20 protein-coding genes and 1 tRNA gene are annotated in these 25073 nt (G+C 73.8%); 15 read left to right on the top strand and 6 right to left on the bottom strand.

Annotated elements, in window-relative coordinates:
- Window positions 1-203: 203 nt before the first annotated feature.
- The 5 genes from eccCa to ACIQGQ_RS29915 all read left to right on the top strand — a co-directional run bounded on the left by eccCa (window position 204) and on the right by ACIQGQ_RS29915 (window position 10141).
- Complete coding sequence (eccCa, locus tag ACIQGQ_RS29935; protein ID WP_402401449.1) at window positions 204-4103, top strand: type VII secretion protein EccCa; 3900 nt, start codon at window positions 204-206, stop codon at window positions 4101-4103.
- Window positions 4104-4245: 142 nt separating this feature from the next.
- Entirely contained in the window at window positions 4246-7533 is a 3288-nt protein-coding gene (locus ACIQGQ_RS29930; RefSeq protein ID WP_402401446.1) for an AAA family ATPase, read from the top strand.
- A complete protein-coding gene (locus ACIQGQ_RS29925) occupies window positions 7530-8063 on the top strand; it encodes a hypothetical protein (RefSeq protein WP_402401443.1) in 534 nt (177 codons plus the stop codon). Before ACIQGQ_RS29930 ends, ACIQGQ_RS29925 begins: the two co-directional genes overlap by 4 nt.
- Window positions 8060-9274: a S8 family serine peptidase gene (locus tag ACIQGQ_RS29920; protein WP_402401441.1), complete on the top strand. Its 1215-nt coding sequence runs from the start codon at window positions 8060-8062 to the stop codon at window positions 9272-9274. The genes ACIQGQ_RS29925 and ACIQGQ_RS29920 overlap by 4 nt, the downstream gene beginning before the upstream one ends.
- A gap of 48 nt (window positions 9275-9322) precedes the next feature.
- Window positions 9323-10141, top strand: a complete 819-nt coding sequence (locus ACIQGQ_RS29915; protein WP_402401437.1) for a class I SAM-dependent methyltransferase — start codon at window positions 9323-9325, stop codon at window positions 10139-10141.
- Between the two features lie 33 nt (window positions 10142-10174).
- On the opposite strand, the gene ACIQGQ_RS29910 is transcribed toward ACIQGQ_RS29915, so the two are convergent.
- Window positions 10175-11410 carry an MFS transporter gene (locus tag ACIQGQ_RS29910; RefSeq protein ID WP_402401434.1) on the bottom strand — a complete coding sequence of 412 codons (1236 nt, stop codon included), beginning with the start codon at window positions 11408-11410 and terminating at the stop codon, window positions 10175-10177.
- 38 nt (window positions 11411-11448) lie between these two features.
- Between ACIQGQ_RS29910 and ACIQGQ_RS29905 the strand changes: the two genes are divergently transcribed.
- Window positions 11449-12042: a CGNR zinc finger domain-containing protein gene (locus ACIQGQ_RS29905; protein WP_402401431.1), complete on the top strand. Its 594-nt coding sequence runs from the start codon at window positions 11449-11451 to the stop codon at window positions 12040-12042.
- 12 nt (window positions 12043-12054) lie between these two features.
- Here ACIQGQ_RS29905 and ACIQGQ_RS29900 read toward each other — a convergent pair whose 3' ends face one another.
- Window positions 12055-12621 (bottom strand): O-methyltransferase, encoded by a 567-nt coding sequence (locus tag ACIQGQ_RS29900; protein ID WP_402401427.1) that lies wholly within the window; start codon window positions 12619-12621, stop codon window positions 12055-12057.
- A gap of 181 nt (window positions 12622-12802) precedes the next feature.
- Here ACIQGQ_RS29900 and ACIQGQ_RS29895 point away from each other — a divergent pair, with 181 nt between their 5' ends.
- The 3 genes from ACIQGQ_RS29895 to ACIQGQ_RS29885 all read left to right on the top strand — a co-directional run bounded on the left by ACIQGQ_RS29895 (window position 12803) and on the right by ACIQGQ_RS29885 (window position 16456).
- A complete protein-coding gene (locus tag ACIQGQ_RS29895; protein ID WP_402401424.1) occupies window positions 12803-13972 on the top strand; it encodes a hypothetical protein in 1170 nt (389 codons plus the stop codon).
- Window positions 13973-14071: 99 nt separating this feature from the next.
- Window positions 14072-14143, top strand: a tRNA-His gene (locus tag ACIQGQ_RS29890).
- Between the two features lie 3 nt (window positions 14144-14146).
- Window positions 14147-16456 carry a hypothetical protein gene (locus ACIQGQ_RS29885; RefSeq protein ID WP_402401421.1) on the top strand — a complete coding sequence of 770 codons (2310 nt, stop codon included), beginning with the start codon at window positions 14147-14149 and terminating at the stop codon, window positions 16454-16456.
- Between the two features lie 17 nt (window positions 16457-16473).
- On the opposite strand, the gene ACIQGQ_RS29880 is transcribed toward ACIQGQ_RS29885, so the two are convergent.
- The gene (locus tag ACIQGQ_RS29880) at window positions 16474-16686 is read right to left on the bottom strand and encodes a DUF4287 domain-containing protein (protein ID WP_402401418.1); all 213 of its coding nucleotides are present in this window, start codon (window positions 16684-16686) and stop codon (window positions 16474-16476) included.
- 226 nt (window positions 16687-16912) lie between these two features.
- On the opposite strand from ACIQGQ_RS29880, the gene ACIQGQ_RS29875 reads away from it, so the two are divergent.
- Window positions 16913-17731 carry an alpha/beta fold hydrolase gene (locus ACIQGQ_RS29875; protein WP_402401415.1) on the top strand — a complete coding sequence of 273 codons (819 nt, stop codon included), beginning with the start codon at window positions 16913-16915 and terminating at the stop codon, window positions 17729-17731.
- Window positions 17732-17764: 33 nt separating this feature from the next.
- Here the strand turns inward: ACIQGQ_RS29875 and ACIQGQ_RS29870 are convergent, their stop codons facing one another.
- Both ACIQGQ_RS29870 and ACIQGQ_RS29865 read right to left on the bottom strand, forming a co-directional pair.
- Complete coding sequence (locus ACIQGQ_RS29870) at window positions 17765-18106, bottom strand: DUF5713 family protein (RefSeq protein WP_402401412.1); 342 nt, start codon at window positions 18104-18106, stop codon at window positions 17765-17767.
- Window positions 18107-18196: 90 nt separating this feature from the next.
- Window positions 18197-18733: a hypothetical protein gene (locus ACIQGQ_RS29865; protein WP_402401409.1), complete on the bottom strand. Its 537-nt coding sequence runs from the start codon at window positions 18731-18733 to the stop codon at window positions 18197-18199.
- Between the two features lie 125 nt (window positions 18734-18858).
- Here ACIQGQ_RS29865 and ACIQGQ_RS29860 point away from each other — a divergent pair, with 125 nt between their 5' ends.
- Window positions 18859-19308, top strand: coding sequence for an SUKH-4 family immunity protein (locus ACIQGQ_RS29860; RefSeq protein ID WP_402401406.1), 450 nt, complete (start codon window positions 18859-18861; stop codon window positions 19306-19308).
- On the opposite strand, the gene ACIQGQ_RS29855 is transcribed toward ACIQGQ_RS29860, so the two are convergent.
- Window positions 19305-19898, bottom strand: coding sequence for a TetR/AcrR family transcriptional regulator (locus ACIQGQ_RS29855; protein WP_402401404.1), 594 nt, complete (start codon window positions 19896-19898; stop codon window positions 19305-19307). The two genes, ACIQGQ_RS29860 and ACIQGQ_RS29855, sit on opposite strands and share 4 nt — an antisense overlap.
- A gap of 269 nt (window positions 19899-20167) precedes the next feature.
- Between ACIQGQ_RS29855 and ACIQGQ_RS29850 the strand changes: the two genes are divergently transcribed.
- Genes ACIQGQ_RS29850 through ACIQGQ_RS29835 form a run of 4 tightly spaced genes read left to right on the top strand, consistent with a single transcriptional unit; the run spans window position 20168 to window position 25032 of the window.
- A complete protein-coding gene (locus ACIQGQ_RS29850) occupies window positions 20168-20731 on the top strand; it encodes a (2Fe-2S)-binding protein (RefSeq protein WP_402401401.1) in 564 nt (187 codons plus the stop codon).
- Window positions 20728-21720 carry an FAD binding domain-containing protein gene (locus tag ACIQGQ_RS29845; protein WP_402401398.1) on the top strand — a complete coding sequence of 331 codons (993 nt, stop codon included), beginning with the start codon at window positions 20728-20730 and terminating at the stop codon, window positions 21718-21720. The genes ACIQGQ_RS29850 and ACIQGQ_RS29845 overlap by 4 nt, the downstream gene beginning before the upstream one ends.
- Window positions 21717-23882 carry a xanthine dehydrogenase family protein molybdopterin-binding subunit gene (locus ACIQGQ_RS29840; protein WP_402401395.1) on the top strand — a complete coding sequence of 722 codons (2166 nt, stop codon included), beginning with the start codon at window positions 21717-21719 and terminating at the stop codon, window positions 23880-23882. Before ACIQGQ_RS29845 ends, ACIQGQ_RS29840 begins: the two co-directional genes overlap by 4 nt.
- Window positions 23875-25032, top strand: a complete 1158-nt coding sequence (locus ACIQGQ_RS29835) for an XdhC family protein (protein ID WP_402401392.1) — start codon at window positions 23875-23877, stop codon at window positions 25030-25032. The genes ACIQGQ_RS29840 and ACIQGQ_RS29835 overlap by 8 nt, the downstream gene beginning before the upstream one ends.
- The last annotated feature ends 41 nt before the right edge of the window (window positions 25033-25073 follow it).

Raw genomic sequence — 25073 nt, 5'->3', positions numbered from 1 at the left:
TTCACTCCCGCCTGTATTTCCGTTCGGGATTCGACCCGAGAACGAGTGCACATTATCGTGAAGTTCGTTATGACTGTACGTTCGTGCGACCAACCGAAAATCGGCGGTGTGGGCCGCAGATTTCGAGTCGTCGACACTTCGAGTCGGGAGCCGGTTTGAGCACGGTCATTTTTCGGCGGCCCCCGCGTCGGGTCGGTCCCCGCATGCCCGAGGGCGAACTGACGCTTCAGGAGCCGCCGTCCCTGCCGGAGCCGCAGGGTGCCATGGGCGGCATCATCACCTACCTGCCGATGGCGCTGAGCTCGCTCGGCATGGTGCTCATCTTCATCCGGCCCGGCCAGGGCAACGGGGTGCTGATGTGGGTGTCGGTCGGCATGATGGGCGCCTCGGCCATCGGCATGCTGGTCGCCCAGTTCCTCCGGGCCGCCGGGGACCGCAAGCGCAAGCTGCGCGCCGAACGCCGGGACTACCTGCGGTACCTGACGACCAGCCGACGCCGGATCCGCAAGGTGGTCGAGCAGCAGCGGCAGGCCCAGGAGTGGCGCCACCCGCTGCCCGGGGCCCTGTGGTCGGTCGCCCGCACCGGGCGCCTGTGGGAACGGCGCGCCACCCACGACGACTTCGGCGAGGCGCGGATCGGGACCGGTGAGCAGCAGCTCGCACTCACCCTCCTGCCGCTGTCCACCAAGCCGGTCGAGGACCTGGAGCCGCTCTCCGCGCACGCCCTGCGCCGGTTCATCCACGCCTACTCGACGGTCGGCGACCAGCCGGTGGCCGTACGGCTGCGCTCGTTCGCCCGGGTGCTGCTCGTCTCCGCCGACGAGCACCGCGCGGTCTCCCGGGCCGCTGCCCGGGCGCTGGTCGCCCAGCTCGCGGTGGCCCACGCCCCGGAGGACCTGTCGATCGCCGTGGTCGCGGACGGCGACGCGCTGCCGTCCTGGTCCTGGGCGAAGTGGCTGCCGCACGTACAGCACCAGGCCGATGTCGACGGAGCGGGTCCGGCCCGTCTGGTGGCCGAGACGGTCTCGGAGCTGGAGTCGCTGCTCGGTGAGGAGTTCGCCGGGCGGCCGGCGTTCGAGCCCGGCGCGGAGCCGAGCCGCGACGAGCCGTTCACCGTCGTCGTCCTGGACACCGCGTCCGTGCCTCCCGGGGCCCGGCTCGCCGAGACCGGCTACCGGAACACGGTCGTCGTCGATGTCCGCGGGACCCTGGAGGGCGCCTGCCAGACGCGCGGCACGCTGCGGCTGCGGGTCGCGCCCGACGCCCTGACCCTGCTGTCCACCGCACCGGACGGCAAGCCGGCCGAGACGGCGCTGGGCCGGCCGGACGCGCTCGGTCCGCACGCCTCCCGTGCCCTCGCCACGGTCCTCGCGCCCTTCCGGCTGGGCGCCGCGGCGCGGGCCGAACGCCCGCTGCAGGAGGACATGGAGCTCACCGACCTGCTCGGCATCCGCGATCTGCACGCCACCGAGGCGGCCGAACTGCACCGCCCCCGAGCCGCGTCGGAGCGGATGCGGGTGCCGATCGGCATCGGCTCGGACGGCGCGCACGTCGATCTCGACCTCAAGGAGTCCGCGCAGGGCGGCATGGGCCCGCACGGCATGCTGATCGGTGCCACCGGGTCCGGCAAGTCGGAGCTGCTGCGCACCCTGGTGCTCGCGCTGGCGCTCACCCACTCCTCCGAGACGCTCAACTTCGTCCTCACCGACTTCAAGGGCGGCGCGACCTTCCTGGGGCTGGACCGGCTCCCGCACACCTCGGCCGTCATCACCAACCTGGCCGACGAGGCGGCGCTGGTGGAGCGGATGAAGGACGCCCTGCACGGCGAACTCGTCCGCCGCCAGGAGCTGCTGCGCAAGGCCGGCAACTACTCGTCCGTCCGCGAGTACGAGGAGGCCCGGGCGGGCGGCGCCGACCTCGCCCCGCTGCCCACCCTGTTCGTCGTGGTCGACGAGTTCAGCGAGCTGCTGGCCGCGCACCGCGACTTCCTCGACCTCTTCGTGATGATCGGCCGGCTCGGCCGTTCGCTCTCCGTCCATCTGCTGCTCGCCTCGCAGCGGCTGGACGAGGGCCGGATCAACCAGCTGGAGGGGCACCTCTCCTACCGGATCGCGCTGCGCACCTTCTCCGCGATGGAGAGCCGGGGGGTGCTCGGTGTGCCGGACGCCTACGAGCTGCCGCCGCAGCCCGGCAGCGGCCTGCTGAAGAACGACGTCGGTTCGCTCACCCGCTTCAAGGCCGCCTACGTGTCGGGCCGCTACCGGCCCTCCCGTCCCGCGATGCGCCGGGCGGTGGTCGCCGGGCAGGTGGTGCCGTTCGAGGCGGGCTGGGTCCCGCCCCGCGACCTGCCCGCCGCCCCGGACACGGAGCCGCAGACCGAGCCGGAGGAGGAGAACACCTCCGGGCCGAGCCTGCTCACCGTCGCCGTCGACAAGCTGGAGCGCTCCGGACCGCCCGCCCACCAGGTGTGGCTGGCCCCGCTGGACGAGCCCCCGACGCTCGATCTCCTGCTGCCGCCGCCCGGCGTGCCCCGGGACAAGTTCCTGTCCGTGCCGGTCGGTGTCATCGACCGCCCCTTCGACCAGCGCCGCGACGAGCTGGTGGCCGATCTGTCCGGAGCGGGCGGCCATGTCGGGATCGCGGGCGGTCCGCAGTCCGGCAAGTCCACCCTGGTCCGTACGCTCATCACGGCGCTGGCGCTCACCCACACCCCGCGCGAAGTGCAGTTCTACTGCCTGGACTTCGGCGGCGGCACGCTCACCTCGCTCACCGGGCTGCCGCATGTCGGCGGTGTCACCGGGCGTCTGGACCCCGAGCGGATGGCCCGTACCATCGCCGAGGTCAGTGGGGTCATCACCCGTCGCGAACTCCTCTTCGCGGAGCGGGGCGTGGAGTCCATGGCCGACTTCCGGCGCCGCCGGGCGGCCGGCGAGTTCCCGGACGAGGCGCACGGCGACGTCTTCCTCGTCGTGGACGGCTGGAACACCATCCGCCAGGACTTCATGGACCTCGCCCCCACCTTCAACCTGATCGCCTCCCGGGGTCTCAACTTCGGGGTGCACCTGATCGTGGCCTCCGGCCGCTGGATGGAGATCTCGGCCGCCCTGCGCGACCAGTTGGGCACCCGTTTCGAGCTGCGGCTCGGCGACCCGGTGGACTCGATGGTCAACATGCGTGCGGCGGGGACCGTTCCGGCGATCCCGGGCCGGGGCCTGACCGCCGAACGGATGCACTTCCTCACCGCGCTCCCCCGCAACGACGGCGATCCTGACACGGAGAACATCGCGGGCGGGGTCGCCGCGCTCGTACGGGAGGTCGCGGCCGGATGGGACGGCCCGGCCGCGCCGAAGGTCCGGATGCTCCCGATGAGCCTCCCGGCCGCCGAACTCCCGGCCCCCGACGGCGATCTGCGTGTCCCGCTCGGCCTGGAGGACCAGCGGCTCGACGTGTTCCACCACGACTTCGAGGAGCACCCGCACCTGGTGGTCGTCGGTGACGTGGAGTCCGGCAAGTCGAACCTGCTCGCCCACGTCGCCGACGCGATCTGTACCCGCTACTCCCCCGCCGAGGCCCGGGTCGTGCTCGTCGACTACCGGCGCGGCCTCTCCGAGGCGGTGCCCGAGTCGCACCGCCTGGGCTACGCCACCGGCGGCAACCTGCTGGCGCAGATGGTCGACGGGGTGGCGCGGGCGATGAAGGACCGGGTGCCCGGCCCGGAGATCGCCCCGGCCCGGCTGCGGCTGCGCGACTGGTGGAGCGGGCCCCGTCTCTTCCTCCTCGTCGACGACCACGAGCTGGTCTCCACGGGCGGGATGAGCGGCGGCGACCCGTTCGGGCCGCTCCACGAGTTCCTCGCCCAGGCGGACGAGATCGGTCTGCACATCGTCGTGGCCCGCAGCGCGAACGGCTCCGGCCGGGCGATGATGTCCGACCAGTTGCTGCGGCGCATGGTCGAGGCCAACACCCCGGTGCTGATGATGAGCTGTCCACCCGCGGAAGGGCAGGTGGTGGCCGGTACGAAGCCACGTATCCTGCCTGCGGGACGGGGCCTGTACATCACCCGCCGCCGTACGGTGCAGATCCAGACGGCACACCGGTCCTGACGGCCCGGCGCCCTCCCGCCGCCCACTCGGCCCCGCGCACCCGAGCCGCCCGTACCGTCGCCACGGTGCGGGCGGCCGTCGCGGGGCCGGTCACCGGGGCAACGGCGAAGGGCCCGACCACGACGACGCAGAAAGGAACGCCATGGCCCGCCAGACCATCGTCGCGGACCCGTACCAGGGCATCGCGTCGGCTCTCGCCGCCGCCCGCCCGGGAGGTGTGGTCCGGCTCCGCCCCGGCCACTACGACGAATGCCTGGTCATCACCAAGATGGTCACGATCGTCGCCGACGACCCCGACGACCCGCCCGAGATATCCCCGCGCGCGGGCAGCGCCGTGCAGGTCGTCGCCGAGGCCGTCAAGCTCTCCGGGCTGATCCTGCGCGGCGGCGACGAGGACGCCCCCGTCGTCGACGTACCGCGCGGCCAGGCGGCCCTGGAGAACTGCCGGGTGCACGCCCACTCGTGGACCGCGCTGCTCTCCCGCGAGCGCGGCTCCCTCGCCATGCGCGACTGCGTCGTCACCAACCCGTCGGGGGCCGGGTTCGTCGACCTCTCCCCCGAACCCAGCGTCGTCGAGGACTGCGTCTTCGAGGACCTCGGCAGCTCCGGGCTGGTGCTCGGTGACGACTCCGCGCCGTCGATCCGCGACTGCGCGGTCCGGGGCGCCCGGGGCAACGGCCTCCTCGCCAACGGACGCGCGGGCGGCACCGTCGAGCGCCTCACGGTCGACGGCACCCCCAAGCCGGGGGTCGCCCTGGAGGAGCAGGCCACCACCCGGCTCACCGACGTGCACGCCGTCGGCTGCACCATCGGCTTCCACATCTCCTCGACCGCGCTGCCCGTCCTCACCGGCTGCACCGCCGTCGACAGCACCACCCACGGGGTGCTGCTCTCCGCCACCACCGCACCCGCCCTCAACAACGTGGAGGCCCGGGGCTCGGGCGGCAACGGCATCGTCGCGATCGAGCAGGCGCGCGGCACCCTCTCCGACTGCCTGGTGGAGAACTCGCTCGCCGCCGGGATCCTGGTACGGGGCAGCGCCGCGCCCACCGTCCAGCGCACGCTCGTCACCGGCGGCAAGGCCGAGGGCATCCTCCTCGACGCCGACAGCGCGCCCCGCATCGACCGGGTGACCGTGCACCGGGCGGGCGGCCACGGCATCGTCCTCACCGGCGGCAACCGGGCCCGGCTGCGGGACGTCGAGATCGTCGAGGCCGGCGGCCACGGGCTGCACGCCCGCGACGAGGCGCGCGGCCGTATCGAGATGACCACGGTCCAGGACGCCGCGCAGTGCGGCATCCGGATCGACGGGGCGAGCCCCGCCTTCCAGGACGTCGCCGTCCGGGGCAGCGGAGCCGCCGGACTCGCGGCCGCCGGGAAGTGCGCCCCCGAACTCGTCGACACCCTCATCGAGGACTCCGGCGCCGAAGGCATCACGGTCACCGACGACGGGGCCGGACTGACCGCCGTCCGCGCCCGGGTGCTGCGCAGCCGGAGCCACGGCGCGCTCATCGGCACGGGTGCCACCGCCGAGCTGACCGAGTGCGAGTTCACCGACGGCAGGGCCGACGGCATCCGGATCGCCACCGAACGCCCCGTACGTGCCGCGGGCTGCACCGTCACCGGCAACACCGGGGCCGGAGTCCGCCACACCGCACCGGGCGGCAGCCTCGCCGCGGACGATCTGACCAGCGAGGACAACGGCGAGCCCGACGCCCTGGGCCTCCGGGGCGACGGTGCCGCCGCCCCGGAGGCCCAGGGCGCGGAGGGCGGGGGGCCGGCCGGTCCGCTCGCCCGGCTCGACGAGCTCGTGGGGCTGCGGGCCGTCAAGGAGCAGGTCGCCACGCTCGTCAACCTCAACAAACTGGCCCGGCGGCGCCGCGAGATGGGGCTGCCCGTCCCGGCCACCGCCCGTCATCTGGTCTTCGCCGGTCCGCCCGGCACCGGCAAGACCACGGTCGCCCGGCTCTACGGCTCGGTCCTCGCCTCCCTCGGCGTCCTGCGTTCCGGGCATCTGGTGGAGGTGGCCCGCGCCGATCTCGTCGCGAAGATCATCGGCGGCACCGCCATCAAGACCACGGAGGTCTTCGAGCAGGCCCTCGGCGGGGTGCTGTTCATCGACGAGGCGTACACCCTCACCGCGGACGGCGGCAGCGGTCCCGACTTCGGACGGGAGGCCGTCGACACCCTGGTCAAGCTGATGGAGGACCACCGCGAGGACGTCGTCGTCATCGCCGCCGGCTACTCGCGGCAGATGCACAGCTTCCTGGAGTCCAACCCCGGTCTGGGCTCCCGGTTCAGCCGCACGCTGGAGTTCGAGAACTACTCCGTGGACGAGCTGCTCACCATCGTGAAGCGCCAGGGCGAGCAGAATCGCTTCACCTTCCGCGAGGACACCGAGCGGGCGCTGACCCATCACTTCGAGCAGATGCACCGGGACGAGTCGTTCGGCAACGCCCGCGCCGCCCGCAAGGTGTTCGAGGAGATGGTGGACCGCCAGGCGTTCCGCCTCGCCGAGTCCCCGGACATCACGGAGGAGGACCTGACCGTCCTGCTCCCGACCGATGTCGGCGAGGAGGCAGCGGCCGCCGTCGCGGGCGAGGGCGGTGCGGACGGCCGGTCCGACCGGCTCACCGCTCTGCTCGCCGAACTCGACGGCCTGATCGGCCTGGACGGGGTCAAGGCGCAGGTCCGCGACGTCGTCAACCTGGTGTCGGCGGCGCGCCGCCGCAAGGCCGCCGGGCTGCCCGCCCCGGCCGTCGCCCACCACCTGGTCTTCACCGGCCCGCCCGGCACCGGCAAGACGTCGGTGGCGCGGCTGTACGGCGAGCTCCTGGGCGCGATGTCGGTGCTGCCGCGCGGCCAGCTGGTGGAGGTCTCCCGCGCCGATCTCGTCGGCCGCTACGTGGGCCACACCGCGCAGCTCACCAAGGAGACGTTCGCGCGGGCCCGGGGCGGGGTGCTGTTCATCGACGAGGCGTACACCCTCACCCCCGAGGGCGGTTCGGGCTCCGACTTCGGGCGCGAGGCGGTCGACACCCTCCTCAAGCTGATGGAGGACCACCGGGACGACACGGTCGTGGTGGCCGCGGGCTACGAGGGCGAGATGGCCCGCTTCCTGGGCTCCAACCCCGGCCTGGCCTCGCGGTTCGGACGCACCGTCACCTTCGATTCGTACGACGCGGACGAGCTGGTCGAGATCGTGCACCGGCAGAGCGCCCGGGACGGCTACGTGTGCGCGCCCGACACGCTGGAGGCGCTGCGCCGCCACTTCGCCGGCGTCGACCGGGGCCCGAGCTTCGGGAACGGGCGCTACGCCCGCACCGTGCTCGAACAGATGATGACCCGCCAGGCCGGACGGCTCGCGTCCCTCCCGGACGCGGACACGGACCAGCTGCGGCTGCTGCTTCCCGAGGATGTGACGGCGTGACGGACGAGCGCAAACTGACGGCCGGGCTCCGGGACACCGGCCGGTGTGCCACCTGCTTCGAGGCGTTCAACCCCGCCTGTCCCCGGGCGGTGCTCGACGAGGGGACGGTCGAGGTGCCCCGGAAGGCGGCCGAGCCGGTCCGGCCGGCGCCCCGGCCCCGGACCACCACCGGGTCCGAGGTGGGCGGCGTGCCCGGGGCCGAGGTCACCCCGAGGGTCGGCGCGCAGCCCCCTGCCGCCCCCCGCTCCCGGGGCACCGCCGCCCCGTCGGGTTCCGTCGACGCTCCGTCCGGCTCCGCCCCGGTGCGCGACCCGCGCCGTCCGAGGGCGGGTGCGTCCGGTGCCCCGTCCCCGTGGCAGGAGCGCACCGCGCCCCGGCCGGCCCCGGGCGCGGCGGCTCCCGCCCCCGGTGCGTCGGCCCGGCGGAGTACCACGACGCCCGGTGCGTCGCCGGGGCGTGCCCCGCGCCCCGGGGCCGCGGCGCCCGGCAGGGCCGAGGCCCCGGCGACGGAGGGGGGTACGTCCCGATGAACCGGCCGCCCCGAACCGTGCCTGTGCTGCTGACCGCCGCCCTGGCCGTGGCGGTGCCGCTCGTCGCGGTGTCCTCCGCCCCGGCCGCCGCCGACACCGCGCTGCCCCGGATCTCCTCGGCCCCGCCGCGGGACGGCGGCTGCGTCAAGCCGTCGAAGAAGCGCCCGGCCGATGTCCCGTGGCCGCAGCAGTACATCGCCCCGTCCCGCGCCTGGGAGACCACCCGTGGCGCGGGCGCCGTCGTCGCCGTCGTCGACACCGGCGTGGACGCCCGGAACAGCCCGGCCCTGGCGGGCCGGGTCACGCCCGCGTCGGACGCGGCCGGAACCGACTGCATCGGTCACGGTACGTTCGTCGCGGGCCTGATCGCCGCCGCGCCGCGCTCCGGCACTGGCTTCGCCGGGGTCGCCCCGGAGGCCCGGATCGTCGCGGTCCGGGCCACGGCCACGGACGGCAGCGCCACCGCGAACAGCGTCGCCGCCGGGATCGACGCGGCCGTCGCCCGGCGCGCGCGCGTCATCGCCGTACCGATCGCGCTGGCCAAGGGCGGTCCGGCGCTCACTGCGGCCGTACGCGGCGCGGTGCGGAGCGGCGCGCTGGTGATCGCCCCGGCGTACGCCTCGAACAGATCGCTCACCGGGTCCGGGGACACGCCCGCACCGGCCGCCTACCCGGCGGCGCTGCCGGACGTCCTGGCCGTGGCCGGGCTGGAGCCGGGAGGCGTTCCCGACCAGCGGCTCGCCCCCCGTACCGCGCCCGACCTGGCGGCGCCCGGCACTGCCGTGATGAGCATCGGCCCCGGTGGCACGGGCAGCTTCACGGGGGACGGCGCCGAGCTGGCCACCGCCTTCGTCGCGGGGGCCGCCGCGCTCGCCCTCGCCGCGCACCCTGAGCTGACACCCGCGCAGCTGACCGACCGGCTCACCGCGACGGCCTACCACATCCCGGCCGGGAAGGCGCTGGTCGGCGCGGGCACGGTGGACCCCGTCGCGGCCGTCACCGCGCCCCTCGCCACTGGCGCGGCCGCACCGGCCCAGCCCGGCCCGGCCGCGCTGCGCATGCCGCCGCCCGCGGAGCACGGCGGCCGGACCACGGCGGTCGCCGTCGCCTCCGCCGCCGGGGTCGCCGTCCTCGTCACGGGTTTCGTCGCGTTCACCCTGCCCCGGGGCCGCCGCCGGGGATGGCGCCCCGGAACCCCGGAGTCCGGCTGACGTCCGCCCGCCCGGTGCGCGGCGCCCGCCCTCTGCCAGAATCGCCCCATGGCCGACCACGACGCCGCTGAGCCCGCCCCCTCCGACCAGGGATATCTGCTGGACAACCGGCAGTCGGAGGCCGGGATCCGCTTCGGCGCCCTCAGCGAGCTGTTCGACCCGGTGACGTTCCGGCATGTCGACCGGCTCGGCATCACCACCGGCATGCGGTGCTGGGAGGTCGGTGCCGGTTCCCCGTCCGTGCCGCTCGGGCTGGCCGAGCGGGTCGGCCCGACGGGTGCGGTGGTCGCCACCGACATCGACGTGTCGTGGACCGGGGACGTCGGCGGCGTGGTCGAGGTGGTCCGCCATGACGTGGCGGCCGACCCGCCGCCGCCCGGCGGCTTCGACCTCGTCCACGCCCGGCTCGTCCTGGTCCACGTCACCGACCGCGCCGAGGCGCTGCGCCGGATGGTCCAGGCGCTGCGGCCCGGTGGCCGGCTGCTCCTGGAGGACGCCGACCCCGGCCTGCAGCCGCTGCTGTGCCCGGACGAGTCCGGCCCCGAGCAACGGCTGGCGAACCGGCTGCGGGCCGGTTTCCGTTCCCTGATGGCGGCGCGCGGCGCGGATCTCGCGTACGGGCGGACGCTGCCCCGGCTGCTGCGCGAGGCGGGGCTGGCCGGCGTCGAGGCCGATGCGTACTTCCCGATCACCTCGCCCGCCTGCGCGGTGCTGGAGGCCGCGACCGTACGGCAGATCCGCGGTCTGCTGGTGTCGGAAGGGCTCGCCACCGACGCGGAGATCGACCGCCATCTGGCGAACGTGGCCTCCGGCGACCTGGACCTCGCCACCGCTCCCCTGGTCTCCGCCTGGGGGCGCCGCCCCTGACCGCCGCCCCTCCGACCCGCGCGTGGACACCTGTCAGGGATGTTCCCGGGAGCGCGCCCTCGTGGAACGTGACATGCCCGGTACGCCCCCGTTCGACAGGGCGCCCCCGAGGACCGACGCGCTCGCGGCGAGCAGGAGCGTGCCGGGGAGCGACCAGTGCGCGAGCGGCCCGGCGGCCGCGGCCCCCAGGGCGAATCCGGTGATCTTCAGGCTGGCGCCGGTGGTGAAGATCTGGCCGCGCAGCCGTTCCGGGGCCTCGCGGTGACGGATCGCGAACAGAGCCGTCAGCTGGGGGCCTTCGCCCGCCCCGAGTACGAGCGCCGCCACGATCAGCAGGGCCGGCTGGAGCGACGCCGCCAGTGCCAGGGCCGCGGCCTGGGCCAGGGCACCGGCCGCCAGCACCGTGGCGGGCGCGGCCCGGTGCGGGAACCGTGCGAGTACGGCGTTGGCGCCCAGCCCGGAGACCGCCGCGAGGGCGAGCAGCAGCGCCCCGCGTCCCGCACCGCCGAGGACCTGCTCGCCCAGCGGGGCGGTGCACACCGCCAGCATGCCCTGTGCCGCGCAGCAGACGACCGAGGCGAGGGTGGCCCGGGCCAGTTGCGGCCGCCCGGCGATGGCCCGTGCCCCGGCGACCGTCTCGCCGCCGATCGACCGGATCCGGAGCCTCCGCCCGGAACGGGCCGCAGGCCGGGGCCGGTCGTTGCGGGCGGGGACGGCGGGCAGCGGCCACGCGGCCGGCAGCGCCGCCCCGATGAGCCCCGCGGCGAGCACCACGGCCATCGGCGCGCCCAGCAGTTCCGCCGCGCCGCCCGCGAGCGCGGGGCCCACCAGGCTCGCCGCGCCGTAGGTCATGGCGTCCAGCGCGTTCGCCCGGGGCAGGCGGTCACCCGCCGCCACCCGGGGCAGTTGCGCCGTCCACCCGCCCGACAGCGCCGGCCCGAGCAGTCCCGCGCAGGCCGCGATCAGGACCGTGACACCGAACGGGAGCCGGCCCAGGGCCACGAGCACCGCCCCCAGACCGGCCGCGTACAGCGCCAGGGCCACGGCCAGCAGGCGCCCCGGCCGCTCCGCCCGGTCGAGGAGCACCCCGAGCACCGGCCCGCCCACCGCGGCGGCGATCGTGATGCCCGCGAGCAACGCGGAGGCGTCACCGGGCGATCCGGCCGCCGTGAAGCCCACCAGCAGCAGTGCCGGTCCCGACATCTCGTCACCGGCGCGGGCCGCCAGCGCCCCGGCCAGGTACAGCCGGAGGGGGTAACGCTTCCACATGGCGGGGACGTTACTCAGGTAACTCAAAACTCAGCAATATGCGTTACATTGCCGAGGTGCTCCCTCCTGTCGACGACTGGTCCACCCGGCACTCCGTGCTGGCCATGGCGCGGCGGACGGCCGCGCTGGTCAGCGTGCTCGACGGCGACTCCCCCGACCCGGCCGAGGTCGCCGACGTGCTCCGCGCCCACGGTGAGGCGGACCCCGTCCGCCTCACCGCTCACGATGTCGCCGGGATGCGCACGGCCGCCGCTCTGCTGCGGGAGGTCTTCGCCGCCGGGAGCACCGACGAGGCCGCCACCGTCCTCAACCGCCTCCTGCGGGACCACACCGGCCCGCTCCGGCTGACCTCGCACGGGAGCACCACGCCCTGGCACCCCCATCTCGACCGGGACGACGACGCGCCCTGGGACGAATGGTTCCTCGCCTCGTCCTGCGTGGCCCTGGCGGTCCTCGTCTGGGACCGGCAGCAGCCGCCCGGAAGGATCTGCGCCTCGGCCTCCTGCCGGAACGTCCTGCTCAGGCAGGGCAGTGGGCCGGAGCGCCGCTACTGCTCCCGCCGGTGCGCCACCCGCGAGCGCGTGGCGGCCCACCGCCGCTCCCGCGCGGCACCGCGGCCCGACGGGAGCTGACGCCACCAGGCCCTACGGGCGCCGCGACGCGAGGACGGCCGAACTCGTCGGCGTGGTGAGCACTTCGGTGGCTTCCAGGTCCGGATGCGTGAGGTAGAAGAGGCGCAGCTCGTCCACCTCGCCCTCGAAGCGGGGCGGCCAGTGGGGCGACGGGGTGAAGTCGTCCATGACGAGCAGGCCACCGGGCGCGAGCAGTTCGATCACCCGCTGCCCGTCGTCCCGTTTGCCACCCCCGTCGCAGAAGAAGACGTCGAAGGGGGCGTGCCGTTCGAGCAGCCGCCAGTCCCCGGTGAGCACGCCGACTCTTTCGTCGTCCGCGAAGAGACCGGCGGCCCGGCGGGCCAGCTCCTCGTCGCGTTCCACGGTGATCAGGCACGCGCCGGTGCCGAGTCCACTGCGCAGCCAGGCGGTGCCCACCCCGGCTCCGGTGCCGCTCTCCGCGACGACTCCCTGCGGCTTCGCGGCGGCGGCCGTGCTGAGCAGCCTGCCCGTCTCCCGGGTGCAGCTCTTCGTGAAACCCAACTCCGCGGCGATGCGCTCCGCCGCGACCACTCGCTCCGGCACAACACGTTCCGCCATGGGCAGCCCCCTCGGTAGTCGTCGGGCACGACGCTATACGACTCGCTCGCCGCATCACGCGATGCCCCGGCGGAGAGGAACCGGACAAGTCGAGGTGCGGCTGTGATCCGTACGTGACCGGCGGCTCGTACGCTCCATGTCCGGGGGCGCACACGATGAACGGTTGCTACGGGGGCGGAAGATGACGTATCGGCAGGCGGCGCTACCGGCGGTGGTCGCGGGGCTGCTCCTCACGGCGCTCCTGTGGTGGGCGGGGTCGAGTGCGCAGGCTCTTGAGCTGCCGGGGACCACGGGTGTGCTCGGTGGTGGGACCACCACCGAGCTGAGGTACTGGCTCACTCCCTGGTCCTACGACCCGCCGGCCGCGTACCGGTTCGGCGCCGGGATGTCCGGCGGGCTCGACGGGACGGCCGGGGGCGACGGCTCCCGCTATCTCACGCTCTACACGACGGCGATGCAGATCCGGTTCGCCGCGGTCTTCGTGTTCTTCGTGCCCGGGGCGCTGCTCCTGATCCGCAGGCTGCCGCCGGTGAACGGCCGGGCCCCGGCCACGGCGCTCGCGCTGTGGGCCTGGGGTCTGGTGGCCGGGACGCTGGCGGTGACGGTGTCCGCCCCTTGGCTCATCGCCTCGCAGGGGCGCGGCAGTTACCGGTTCCTGCCCCAGTGGGCGGGGGCGATGTCCTCCGGGCGGCAGATCGTCGTGGTGACCGCGCTGGTCGCGGCGGGCGCGGCCGTGCTCCTGGCCCGGATCACCGCGCGGGAGGCCGAGCCACCGGCGCGAACGGTGGTCCCGGCGCGCTCCGCCCGCATGGCCGCCACCGCCGGGACCCTGGTGGTCGCGGTGTCGCTGGTGGTTCTCTCGTACCAGCCGGTCACCGCCCGCATCCAGGAGATCTCGCCGGGCATCGGGGTACTGGCCGAGCCGGGGGATCTGCTGCGCCAGTGGCTTCTGCTCGGGGCGTGGTCGGGACCGGCGGGCACGCCGGTCGGCGGCTGGCTGCTGCGCCGGGCCGTCGACGCGCTGCTGCTGGCCGTGGTGTGGTGGGCGTTGAGGCGGCTTCCCTCGCTGCTCACCCGGGTCACCGTACCGGCGATGGCGGCGGGAGCGGTGTGCGCGACGGTGTTCGGGCTGCTGGTCTGCCAGGTCCTGCGGATGGCCGTGGACCGGGCGGACTTCCGGCAGGGGCCGATGCAGTTGGCGGCCGGTCTGGGCAACAACGTCCCGGCCGCCCTGCTCTTCGGGGTGGTGGCGGGAGCCGTGGCCGCACTCCTCCTGCGGGCCACGGCCCGCAACGAACACCCGCAGGGCGGTGCCCCCACCCCGCCCGCCACCCACGCGACGGACGCGTAGAACGCCTCGTCGGGCGTGGGACCCGACGGCTGGACGCATCACTCCGGTCGGAAAAGCCGTTGCCCGCGTTCGATACGGCGTTCTAATGTCATGCCCCATCGGCGTGTAGCTCAGTAGCAGAGCACCGGGCTATGGACCCGGAGGGCGCAGGGGCGGAACCTGCCACGTCGGCTTATGAACGACGACGCTGAGCAGCAGCACTCCTCGACCCCGGCCCCCTCCTCGGGCTACGCCGGGACCATGCGGGCCAAAGCCTTCCTCACCTGGCTGACACACGACGAGGCCAACACCCGTGAGCGTGCCGCGCACCGGGTCGGCCGCTGGCAGGCCGTGCTCGACGGGATGGCCGACGGCCGCCTGGCCATCGGCTCGCGCACCCCGGTCGCGGACCTGCCCGCGTGGGTGACGCCGGAGGTCGTACGGGGAGGTTTCGCGACCTCCGCGGCGAGCGCCGAAGGCCCGCTCCAGCCGTACGAGCACGAAGCCATAGCCCTGGCGGGCATCCCCGCCGAGCGTCGCGCCCTGTTCGCGTACTGCCTCACCGAACCGGGGCTGGCACGCCTGTACGCGCTGCTCGACAGCGGACGGTACGAGGTCGCCGTGCCCGAGGAGGCCGCGCTGCTGACCGTGGCCTGGCTGGTACGGGCCGGGGACGTGGCCGGCGCGCTGGAACTCGTCGAGGAGCTGGAGCCGTGGGCCGGGCGACTACGCTTCACGCCCCGCCCGTCCGAGCTGCCCGCGCCGGACGTCCGGGCGCTCCACCGGAACACGGTCGGCGACGCCGCGTCCACCCTGTCCGCGCGGCGGCCCAACGCCGCGGTGGAGACGCAGCGCGAGGCCCTGGCCGTCTGGCAGCCCTTCGGGGACGAGCTGCTGTCGCACTGGCTGGAGACCGCGGGCTCCGGCCGCGTGCTGGACCGCGCCCCAGACGACGCCTGGCGGGAACGGGGAACCCAACTCCTGCGGCGCTACCGCCAGTTGGCCGCCACCCACACCCGTTGCACCAAGCACCGCGACCCGAAGGAGAACCTGGGCATCCTGCGCACCGCCCTGGAGGAGACCGTCGCGGGCCGGACACTGACCCCGCGCCTGCTCGGGCTGTTGCGGCACGCGGTGGAGTCCATGGTCCGGCGGCGCGGCCGTCCGGGCTCCGGGCCGCACAGCGCGTTGCGCGCCCGCCAGGCGGCTCAGGCGGCCCTGCCCTCGCACCACGCGTTCGCGCGGCTCGTGCTGAGCCGGTTGTCCGGTCTCCGCCAGGAGGCCGGGGCGGCCGATGTGGCCCCGCTGGTCGCGGACGTCTCGGCCGCCGAGGCCGCGGACATGTCGCTGCCGGAGGGCGCGGTGGTGCCGGTGGCGGTGCGCCGCGTCGTGGAGGGTGCGCTGAGCGCTCCGCTCGGCACGCTGGTGGAACGCGGTGTGGTGCCGTCGGCCGAGGTCCTGGCCGAGCTGGTCCCGCAGCTCGTCGCCTCGGTCAGCGCCCAGGAGTACCAGGATCCGGCGCTGCGTACGCTCATGGCCGCGAACTACCGGGCGTTCCGCAACCGCCGCTCGCTGCTCCTGCTGAACCTCGCCCGTCAGGTGCGGGTCGAGGAACTGCCCTGGGTGGACGCGGTGGCCCGGTTCCGCGCCGGCGGCGAGGGGCAGGAGGCGGCGCGTACGGCCCTGCGCCAGCTCGGCGAACTGGCCGTGCAGGCGTTCCCCGGCACGATCCTGCCCAATCCGCTGGTCCGCGAACTCGGCGTGCTGGCCCGGCAGGCGGAGGCGGGTGCCCCGTTCGTCGAGGAGCTGGCCTCGGACATCTTCATGGGCACCTTCACCCCGAAGTTCCTCGCGTCGGCGCGGATCGCCGCCGAACTGCTCCGCGGCACGCTGTACGAGCGCTACTACGCGATCGACTACGCGGCGGTCCGCGATCTCGCGGTCGTCGAGGCGGGCGAGTCCCTGAGCCGCGGTCACCGGGCACGCACCTCACCAGGGTTCGCCTCCCTGTGCGCCGCCCGGGCGGACGGGACCGGGGACCGGTTCTCCGTGGCGGCCAACGGCACGGTGATCGAGCAGGCCCAGATCCTGACCACGCACAATCTGGCGACCCTGGTCGGCCGGGTCAGGATCGCCCCGGAGCCCGGGTGGGAGGATCTGGCCCTGCGTTCCTTTGCCACCGTGTGCGCACTGACCGCCCGGGTGCACGGCAATCCGTGGCCCCTGTCCACGATCAAGGACGTGGCCTACGCCTGGCGCCAGATGGTGTTCCACCTGTCGCTCTGCGACGCCGCGGAACAGGCACAGGTGATCGCCCGGCTGGACGCCGAGGCGGATCGCTTCCCCTGGCATGTCGCGGCGCGGCTGGTTCCGGCGCTGACCGGCCTGCGCCGGGCGGCGGCCGGCCGGTCCCCGGAGGGCGGCGGCGGGCGCCGCCTCCTCGGCTGGACCACCGAGCGCCACTGGCTCCGCCCGGATCCGGCGACGGGTCCGGGCCGGGCCTGATCCGCCCGGCGGACCGCTCATTTCCCGCTGTCCTCGGCGAGGGTGTGCGCGACCAGGGCATTGGCGTGGCCGTGACCGAGTCCGTGCTCGACCTTGAGCCATGAGACGAGTTCCATGTGCTTGGTCAGCGGCGAGGACCGGATCAGGTCCTTCCACTCCGAGACGGGGCGTCCGTACTTCTTCTCGATCGAGGGGAAGTAGCTGGCAGGGCCCTTGACCGGTTCAGCCATGTCGCGTTGTCCTCGTTCCTTCTGTCCACCGTTGACGATCTCGAACTGTTCCATCGCGCACACCCGGCAACGAGCGGCCACTTATCGGAACTGGACGGTACAGTACCCACGAGGAAACTGGACTGTCCAGTACTCCACCCTCGCGGGCGGGCCGGAACACGGCCTCTCTCGCACCCGGCGCCGCCGGGATACGCTCCACCAGGCCTACACCCGGGAGGGACGACTCATGACATGGGCCGAACGCACCGTCGTACGGGACGGCGTACAGCTTTCCTGCCGTGACCACGAAGGGGCGGGCACGCCCGTCGTCCTCCTGCACGGCCTGGCCGGCCACGCGGGCGAATGGGACTCCGTGGCACGGCGGCTCAGCCCCGCCCACCGGGTCGTCACCGTCGACCAGCGCGGCCACGGCGCCAGCGAGCGCTGCCCCGGTGACGTCTCCCGGGCCGCCTACGTCGCCGATGTCGTCGCCGTGCTCGACCAACTCGACCTCCAGCGGCCCGTGCTCGTCGGCCAGTCACTGGGTGGCCACACCGCCATGCTCACCGCGGCGGCCCACCCCGGGCTCGTCCGCGCGCTCGTACTGGTCGAGGCCGGCCCCGGCGATCCCGATCCGGAACTGCCCGCCCGGATCGGCGGATGGCTCGACACCTGGCCGGTGCCGTTCGCCACCCGGGAGGAGGCCGCCGACTTCCTCGGCGGCGGCCCGGTCGGCGAGGGGTGGGCGGCCGGGCTGGAGGAACGCGCGGACGGGTGGTGGCCCCGATTCGACCGGGACGTGATGGTCGACTCGCTGGCCGAGAACGCCCGGCACGGCACCTGGGACCGGTGGACCGAGATCTCCTGCCCCACCCTGGCCGTCCTCGGGCAGTTCGGCATCATCCCGCCGCAGGAGGCCGACCGGATGCTCGGGGACCGGCCGGAGACACTGGCCGTCAGCGTCCCCGGGACGGGGCACGACGTACATCTCGAACGCCCCGAGGTTCTCCACCGGCTGCTCTCGGACTTCCTCGACGCCCACACGGCCGACACCTCCAGGAACTGACCGCGCGTCCCACACCCGGCCGCACAGGCGCTCTCACCACTCCCGGGCCGCGATCAGCTCCTCCGCGTCCGCCTCCGGGAAGCCGTACGCGGATGCCACGAACCAGAACTCCTCACCTATCTCCTCCCGGGCCACGGTCTCGATCTCGCTCCCGGCGGCCTCGAACTCGACTTCCAGCAGGTTGAACCGCTCGGTCGCCGCTTCCGTGAGCGCGTACAGGGCCGGCAGATCCGCCGGGCGCTCGGCCTCGATGCTCTCGCACAGCTCCAGCAGGATCGCCCTGCCCTTGTCCAGGACGTGGTCCGGGTAGTAGTCGTCCCTGTACAGCTGCTGCAGAAAGGCGCGCTCCGCCACCTTCTGGTTGGTGATCGGCATGGGTCCTCGTCCCTCCCGAAGAATCGTGGGACCGATCATGCATCACCCCACTGACAGTGCCCTCGAAGCGGCCGGGCAGCGCCCCGGCCGCTACGGCCGGCCGGTGGCGTGCTCCCGCAGGAAGGCGCCCGCGTGCGCGGCGGCCTCCTCCTTCGTCGCCCGAAGTGCGGCACCCTCGCCTTCCACCCGGATTCCGTCGGCACCGGTGGCGGACCAGCGCCAGCCCCCGCCAGCCGGATCGGGCCTCAACTCGGCCGTTCCGCCGAACAGTTCCAGGCCGCTCGGCTCCGCACGCACGGGAGTGGCAGGCCTGTCGACGGCGTCGGGCCACTTCTTGCGGGCACCCTGCCTGGTGATCCCCCAGGCAGCCCCCAACTGCTCGTAACTCGCACCGTAGGAACCGGCAGTCCTCGCCGCCATGGCCGTCAGCCGCTTGACCTCCGCGTCCACCACTTTCCAGGTGGCGAGGACCGACAACGTCACCTCGACGGGTTCGGCGTTCCACATCTGCTCCACGGGTTGCCCCGTCGTCCGGGCCCGCATCGCCGAGGCGAGCGGATCGAGTGCGTCCAGAAGGGCTCGGGCAAGGGCCGACCGCTCGTCGGCGGTCATCTCAGGCAGCATCATGACGGTAACTCTAGTTACCCAAACTGAAGTTGACAACTATAGTTTCCAACCTGGAGTGCCCCGCTCCGGCGGACCACCGATCCCCCGCCGGTCGCCCTGTCAGTGCCGAGCGCTACGTTGCCCGCATGGACGACGACATGACGCTCGCTCCGCTCCTCGCGGAATGCACCGCCAGCCCCTACCCCGGCAGTTGGCAGGACGCCCCCTTCACCGAACGCACGGTCGATGGGGCGCGCTACGCCCTGGTGGCGCTCGATCCCGGGCTGAGCGCGCTGGGCGTGCGCCGTGCCGACGGTTCGCTCTGGGGGCTGCCGGAGGGCGGTACGCCTCATCTGGTGAACTCCGACATCGCGGCATTCATGGCCTTCACCCGCGCGTACACGGAGGCCGCCAAGGAGGCCGACGCCCACCCGGGGTCGGAGCAGGAATCCGAGGACGCCTCGGAAGAGGCGGCGGACGCGCTCACCGAAGCCCTCATCGCACGGTTCGAAGGGCTCGACGCGGCGGCGGTCGCCGACGAGAACTCCTTCTGGTGCGTCGCCGCGGAGGAGCTGGGATACGGCATGGACGCCTAGCGTCCGCCCCGTTCCGCTCCCGGGGCGCCCGCCCGCAGGCCGTCCATGACCAGGTCGAGCAGGCGCTCCGCACGTGGCCGCCAGTCGCCGTGCGGGTCGAGCTGCCAGAGACCGGCGATGGCCAGGAGGAAGTCCTCGGACGTCAGACCGGGGCGGATGCTGCGGGCCCGCTCGTTCGCGTCCAGCAGCAGTTCGACCGCGTGGGTGACCGGACCATGACCCAAGGAGGCCAGGCCGCCACTCCTGCCCGTCGACGTGCGCAGCGCGTCGGCCAGCCCCGCCTTGGCCATGGCGTACTGGGCGAGACGATCCATCCATTCCCGGAGCGCCCGGTCGGGTGCGAAGGTGCGCAGCAGTTGTTCGGCCGCGTCGGCCACCTGCTGCATCTCGTAGCGGTAGACCTCCAGCACCAGGGCCTCACGGTGCGGGAAGTTCCGGTAGAACGTCCCCTGCCCCACCCCCGCCTTCTTCGCGATCACACTCAGCGGGGCGTCCGCCGCCCGTGTCAGTTCGGCCAGCGCGACCTCCAGGATGCGCTCGCGGTTGCGCCGCGCGTCCGGACGCAGCGGCACGTTCTTCCCGTCCCGCACTCGCCCTCCTCCCCAAGGACCTCGGCCGAGTCCGTCCTTGCTGAGCGGACAGCTGTCCGCTAGGTTCGACAACAAATGGACAGTTGTCCGCCTGGATTCACCATAGTGGCAGATCGGGTCGGCGCCTCCGGCTTTCACCCGTCCGCCTGCGGTTCATCGCTCTCCTGCCGTTCTGTCGTCCTCTCCCCCCGGTCCCTCCCGGACACACCGAGCAGCGACCGGGATCGTCTTGTTCGACGCGCATCACCCATGCGAAAGAAGGCCGATCCATGACCCCATCGACGTCCAGTGTCATCACCCTGAACATCAATGGAGAGAAGTACACACTGCCCGTCGACCATCGCACCACCCTGCTCGACGCACTGCGCGAGCGGCTCGACCTGACGGGCTCCAAGAAGGGCTGCGACCAAGGGCAGTGCGGGGCCTGCACGGTGCTGGTCGACGGCCGTCGCACGCTCTCCTGCCTCCAGCTCGCGGTCGCGGCCGAGGAGCGTGCGATCACCACGATCGAAGGCGTCGCCGACGGCGAACGACTCCATCCGGTGCAGCAGGCCTTCCTCGACCTCGACGGACTCCAGTGCGGCTACTGCACCCCGGGGCAGATCTGCTCCGCCATCGCGGTCATCGAGGAGCACGCGGCGGGCTGGCCGAGCGCGGCGACCGACGACGTACGTCCGGAGGCGGGGATTCCGGCGCTCGACGCGGACGAGATCCGCGAGCGCATGAGTGGCAATCTGTGCCGCTGTGGCGCCTATGTGTCGATCGTGCAGGCGGTGGAGCAGGCCGCGAGGGCGGCAGGCGGACAGGACCAGGACAAGGAGGTTGTGGCGTGAGGGAGTTCGGCTACGAGCGTGCCTTCGATGTCGCGGGGGCGGTGAATCTGCTGGGTTCCGTTCCGGAGGCCCGCTACCTCGGCGGCGGCACGAATCTCGTCGACCTCATGAAGGCCGGGGTGGAGCGGCCCGCGCTGCTCGTCGACGTACGCGAACTGCCGCTGGACGGGATCGAGCCCACGCCGGACGGCGGGTTACGCATCGGTGCGGCCGTGACCAACAGCGATCTGGCGGCCCATCCGGAGGTCCGGCGCCGTTACCCCGCGTTGACGCAGGCCGTTCTGGCCGGGGCGTCGGGGCAGCTGCGCAACATGGCCACGGTCGGCGGGAATCTGCTCCAGCGCACCCGCTGCGGCTACTTCACCGACCTCGCGGGTCCGTGCAACAAGCGCTCACCGGGCAGCGGGTGCCCCGCCGTCGAGGGTGAGCACCACAACCACGCGATCCTCGGCGCCTCCGCACACTGCGTGGCCGTCCACCCCTCGGACATGGCGGTCGCGCTCGCGGCCTTCGACGCGGTCGTCGCCTACGAGTCGGCCGACGGGCCGGGCGAGGTCACCATCGAGGAGTTCTACCGGCCCGTGGGCGACACCCCGCACGTCGAGACCGTTCTGCCGCCCGGTGCGCTGATCACCTCCGTCGTGCTGCCGCCCGCCCCGGTCGCCGCCCGTTCGCGGTACCGGAAGGTGCGGGGGCGGGCCTCGTTCGCCTTCGCGCTCGGCTCGGTCGCGGCCGCCGTCACCGTCCACGACGGTGTCGTACGCGATGCGCGCCTGGCGTTCGGGGCCGTCGCTTCGAGGCCGTGGCGGGCCCGGGCGGCGGAGCGGGCACTGATCGGGGGTCCGGCTGACGCACCGTCGTTCACCGCGGCGGCCGAGGCCGAGCTGGCCGCCGCCGAGCCCCTTGCCGACAACGGCTACAAGGTGACGCTGATGCGGAACCTCGTCGTGGCCGTACTCACGGAACTCGCCGAGGAGGCCGCCCGATGACCACGACCACCGGCGTCACGACCCCGACCGGAGTCGTTGGTTCCGCCCACACCCGGCTGGAGGGCCGCGCCAAGGTCACCGGGGCCGCCCGCTACTCGGGGGAGGTGCCCTTCCCCGAACTGGCCCATGGCTGGCTGGTGCTGTCGACCGTGGCCCGTGGCCGGATCCGTTCCGTCGAGGACGGCCCCGCCCTGGAGATGCCCGGCGTCCTGACCGTGCTGCACCACGGGAACGCGCCCCGCCTCCATCTCGACTACGTGGGCATGCTGGATCGGCCGAATCCGGTGATCGGCCTGTTCCAGCACGATCGCGTCCCCTTCGCGGGCTGGCCCGTGGCCCTGGTGGTGGCCGAGACGTCCGAGCAGGCCAGAGAGGCCGCAGAGGCCCTGATCGTGCGGTACGAGGCCGAACCGCACGACGTGGAATTCCGGGCCGGGCGTCCCGATGCCTACACCCCGCAGGACAGCCCGCTGGTGGTGGCCGAGACGGCGAAGGGCGATCTGGAGGACCGGATCGGCGCCTCCGCGGTGGTAGTGGACGAGGAGTACACCACCCCGGAGGAGCACCACAACGCGATGGAGCCGCACGCGGCGACCGCCCGCTGGGAGGGCGGCCGTCTCGACGTCATCGACTCCAACCAGGGGAGCACCTGGGTGGCGGGCGAGCTGGCGCAGCTCTTCTCCCTGGACCCGGCCTCGGTACGGATCCGGGCCGAACATGTCGGTGGCGCCTTCGGCTCGAAGGGGCTGGCTCCGCACCTGGTGGCGGCCGTGATGGCCACGACGGTCCTGCGCCGCCCGGTCCGTACCGTACTGACGAGGCGCCAGATGTTCTCCCTCGTCGGCTACCGCAGTCCGACCGCGCAGCGGGTCAGGATCGGTGTCGATGCCGACGGGCGGTTCCTCGCCTTCGACCACCTGGCACGGAGCGTCACGTCGACCGTGCACGAGTTCGTCGAGACGAGTGCCGCCCTGGGTCGGGTGATGTACGACGCCGACGCGCACCGCACCGGGCACCGGCTCGTCCGCCTGGACGTACCGACGCCGACATGGATGCGAGCTCCGGGCGAGGCGCCGGGATCCTTCGCCGTGGAGTCGGCCCTCGACGAGCTGGCCGAGAAATGCGGCCTGGACCCGATCGAGCTGCGGCTGCGCAACGAGCCCGAGCGGGGGCCGGTGTCCGGGCTGCCGTTCAGCAGCCGCAATCTGCCGGCCTGCTTCGAGGAGGGGGCCCGCAGATTCGGCTGGGCCGGCCGGGACCCCCGCCCCGGGGTGCGCCGCGAGGGGCGCTGGCTGATCGGCACCGGCACTGCGGCGGCCACGTACCCCTCGGGGGTCGGCCCGTCCACGGCCGCCGTCACCGCGGAGCCGGACGGCGGCTTCACCGTGCGGATCAACGCGGCGGACGTCGGGACCGGGGCGCGGACGGCGATGGCCCTGGTCGCGGCGGAGGCCCTGGAGGTGCGGCCGGACCGGGTCCGGGTGCGCGTCGGGGACAGTGACCTGGGCCCGGCGATGATCGCGGGAGGCTCGATGGGGACACGTTCCTGGGGCTGGGCCGTGGCCGTCGCCGCGAACGAGCTGCGGGAACGGCTGGCCCTGGGCGGCAGCATCCCGCCGGAGGGGGTCACGACCCGGTCGGACACGACCGAGGCGGTCGGTGCCCTCGCGGCGCAGGAACGTCACTCCTTCGGTGCGCAGTTCGCCGAGGTCGCGGTGGACACGGGCACCGGCGAGGTGCGGGTGCGCAGGTTGCTCGGCATCTTCGCCGCGGGCACCATCGTGAACCCGCTCACCGCCCGTAACCAGCTGGTGGGCGGCATGACCTGGGGGCTGTCCATGGCCCTTCACGAGGAGGCGCTCCGGGACCGGGCCACCGGCCGCCACGTCGGCGCGGATCTCGCCGGCTACCACTACGCCACGAACGCCGATGTGCCCCGGATCGAGGCAGACTGGGTGGACGATCCCGTTCCCGGCGACCCGATCGGGATCAAGGGCATCGGCGAGATCGGCATCGTGGGCGTGGCGGCCGCCATCGCCAACGCGGTGTGGCATGCGACCGGTGTCCGCCACCGGGAACTGCCGATCCGTCCGGACCGGGTCCTGCGCGCGGCGCGGGAGGCCCGGGGCGGGGCGGCGGAAGGAGGCGCGCCGAGTGCTTGACATCGCCGAGCAGCTGAACCGGTGGTTCGAGGAGGGCCGGGACTTCGCCGTGGCCACCGTGGTGGCGGTCAGTGGCAGCGCGCCCCGCGGTCCCGGTGCCGCCCTGGCCGTCTCCGACGACGGCACGGCCGTCGGATCGGTGTCCGGTGGCTGCGTGGAGGGCGCGGTGTACGAGCTGTGCGTACGGGCCCTCCAGGACGGGCGCACGGTGCGGGAGCGGTTCGGGTACGACGACGAGGACGCCTTCGCCGTCGGGCTCACCTGCGGCGGTGTCGTCGATGTGCTGGTCACCCCGGTGCGTGCGGACGCGCCGGTGGTACGGGCCGGGGTGGCGGCGGCGTGCCGCGGGGAGTCGGCGGCCCTGGTCCGGGTGGCGGGCGGCCCGGCGGAGCTGTTCGGCGGGGCCTTGCTGGTCCGTCCGGACGGGTCGTTCGAGGGCGGTCTCGGCGGTGGCCGGAAGCTGGACCGGGTCGCGGTGGCGGAGGCCCGCGCGATGCTGGACGGCGGGCGTACCGGGACCTGCGAAGTCTCGGAGAGCGGTTCGCGGTGCCCGGGCGGGGTGACGCTGTTCGTGGAGTCGAGGATGCCGCCGCCCCGGATGATCGTGTTCGGTGCCGTGGACTTCGCGACGGCGCTCGTTCGGGCGGGCAAGTTCCTCGGCTATCACGTGACCGTGTGCGACGCCCGGCCGGTCTTCGCCACCCGGGCCCGCTTCCCCGAGGCGGACGAGCTGGTGGTCGACTGGCCGCACCGCTATCTGCGGCGCACCGGCACCGACGCGCGGACCGTCCTGTGCGTGCTCACCCACGACGCCAAGTTCGACGTTCCGCTGCTGGAGGCCGCCCTGCGGCTGCCGGTCGCGTTCGTCGGGGCGATGGGGTCGCGCCGGACCCACGCGGACCGTGACCGCCGGCTGCGCGAGGCCGGTCTGACCGACGACGAGCTGGCCCGGCTGCGGTCGCCGATCGGCCTCGACCTCGGCGCCCGTACGCCCGAGGAGACCGCGCTGTCGATCGCGGCGGAGATCGTCGCGACGCGGCGCGGCGGCACGGGGGTTCCGCTGACCGGTGCGGGCACGCCCATCCACCACGACATCGACGGGGCGGAGCGGGGCGGGGGCGGCGGGTCCCGCTCCCGGTCGGCCGCGTGAGCGCGCTCCGGGGCCGGGGCCCGGCCGCCTCCTGACCGGCA

This window comes from Streptomyces sp. NPDC092952, from assembly GCF_044754785.1.
Classification (GTDB): Bacteria; Actinomycetota; Actinomycetes; order Streptomycetales; family Streptomycetaceae; genus Streptomyces.
This window is presented reverse-complemented; position numbering and strand designations above follow the sequence as displayed.

What these genes read in the sequence shown, in the direction of transcription:
- eccCa (WP_402401449.1), top strand. Translation starts at nt 204, where the DNA reads ATGCCCGAGGGCGAACTGACGCTTCAGGAGCCGCCGTCCCTGCCGGAG.
- ACIQGQ_RS29930 (WP_402401446.1), top strand. Translation starts at nt 4,246, where the DNA reads ATGGCCCGCCAGACCATCGTCGCGGACCCGTACCAGGGCATCGCGTCG.
- ACIQGQ_RS29920 (WP_402401441.1), top strand. Translation starts at nt 8,060, where the DNA reads ATGAACCGGCCGCCCCGAACCGTGCCTGTGCTGCTGACCGCCGCCCTG.
- ACIQGQ_RS29915 (WP_402401437.1), top strand. Translation starts at nt 9,323, where the DNA reads ATGGCCGACCACGACGCCGCTGAGCCCGCCCCCTCCGACCAGGGATAT.
- ACIQGQ_RS29910 (WP_402401434.1), bottom strand. Translation starts at nt 11,410, where the DNA reads ATGTGGAAGCGTTACCCCCTCCGGCTGTACCTGGCCGGGGCGCTGGCG.
- ACIQGQ_RS29905 (WP_402401431.1), top strand. Translation starts at nt 11,449, where the DNA reads ATGCGTTACATTGCCGAGGTGCTCCCTCCTGTCGACGACTGGTCCACC.
- ACIQGQ_RS29900 (WP_402401427.1), bottom strand. Translation starts at nt 12,621, where the DNA reads ATGGCGGAACGTGTTGTGCCGGAGCGAGTGGTCGCGGCGGAGCGCATC.
- ACIQGQ_RS29895 (WP_402401424.1), top strand. Translation starts at nt 12,803, where the DNA reads ATGACGTATCGGCAGGCGGCGCTACCGGCGGTGGTCGCGGGGCTGCTC.
- ACIQGQ_RS29885 (WP_402401421.1), top strand. Translation starts at nt 14,147, where the DNA reads ATGAACGACGACGCTGAGCAGCAGCACTCCTCGACCCCGGCCCCCTCC.
- ACIQGQ_RS29880 (WP_402401418.1), bottom strand. Translation starts at nt 16,686, where the DNA reads ATGGCTGAACCGGTCAAGGGCCCTGCCAGCTACTTCCCCTCGATCGAG.
- ACIQGQ_RS29875 (WP_402401415.1), top strand. Translation starts at nt 16,913, where the DNA reads ATGACATGGGCCGAACGCACCGTCGTACGGGACGGCGTACAGCTTTCC.
- ACIQGQ_RS29870 (WP_402401412.1), bottom strand. Translation starts at nt 18,106, where the DNA reads ATGCCGATCACCAACCAGAAGGTGGCGGAGCGCGCCTTTCTGCAGCAG.
- ACIQGQ_RS29865 (WP_402401409.1), bottom strand. Translation starts at nt 18,733, where the DNA reads ATGATGCTGCCTGAGATGACCGCCGACGAGCGGTCGGCCCTTGCCCGA.
- ACIQGQ_RS29860 (WP_402401406.1), top strand. Translation starts at nt 18,859, where the DNA reads ATGGACGACGACATGACGCTCGCTCCGCTCCTCGCGGAATGCACCGCC.
- ACIQGQ_RS29850 (WP_402401401.1), top strand. Translation starts at nt 20,168, where the DNA reads ATGACCCCATCGACGTCCAGTGTCATCACCCTGAACATCAATGGAGAG.
- ACIQGQ_RS29840 (WP_402401395.1), top strand. Translation starts at nt 21,717, where the DNA reads ATGACCACGACCACCGGCGTCACGACCCCGACCGGAGTCGTTGGTTCC.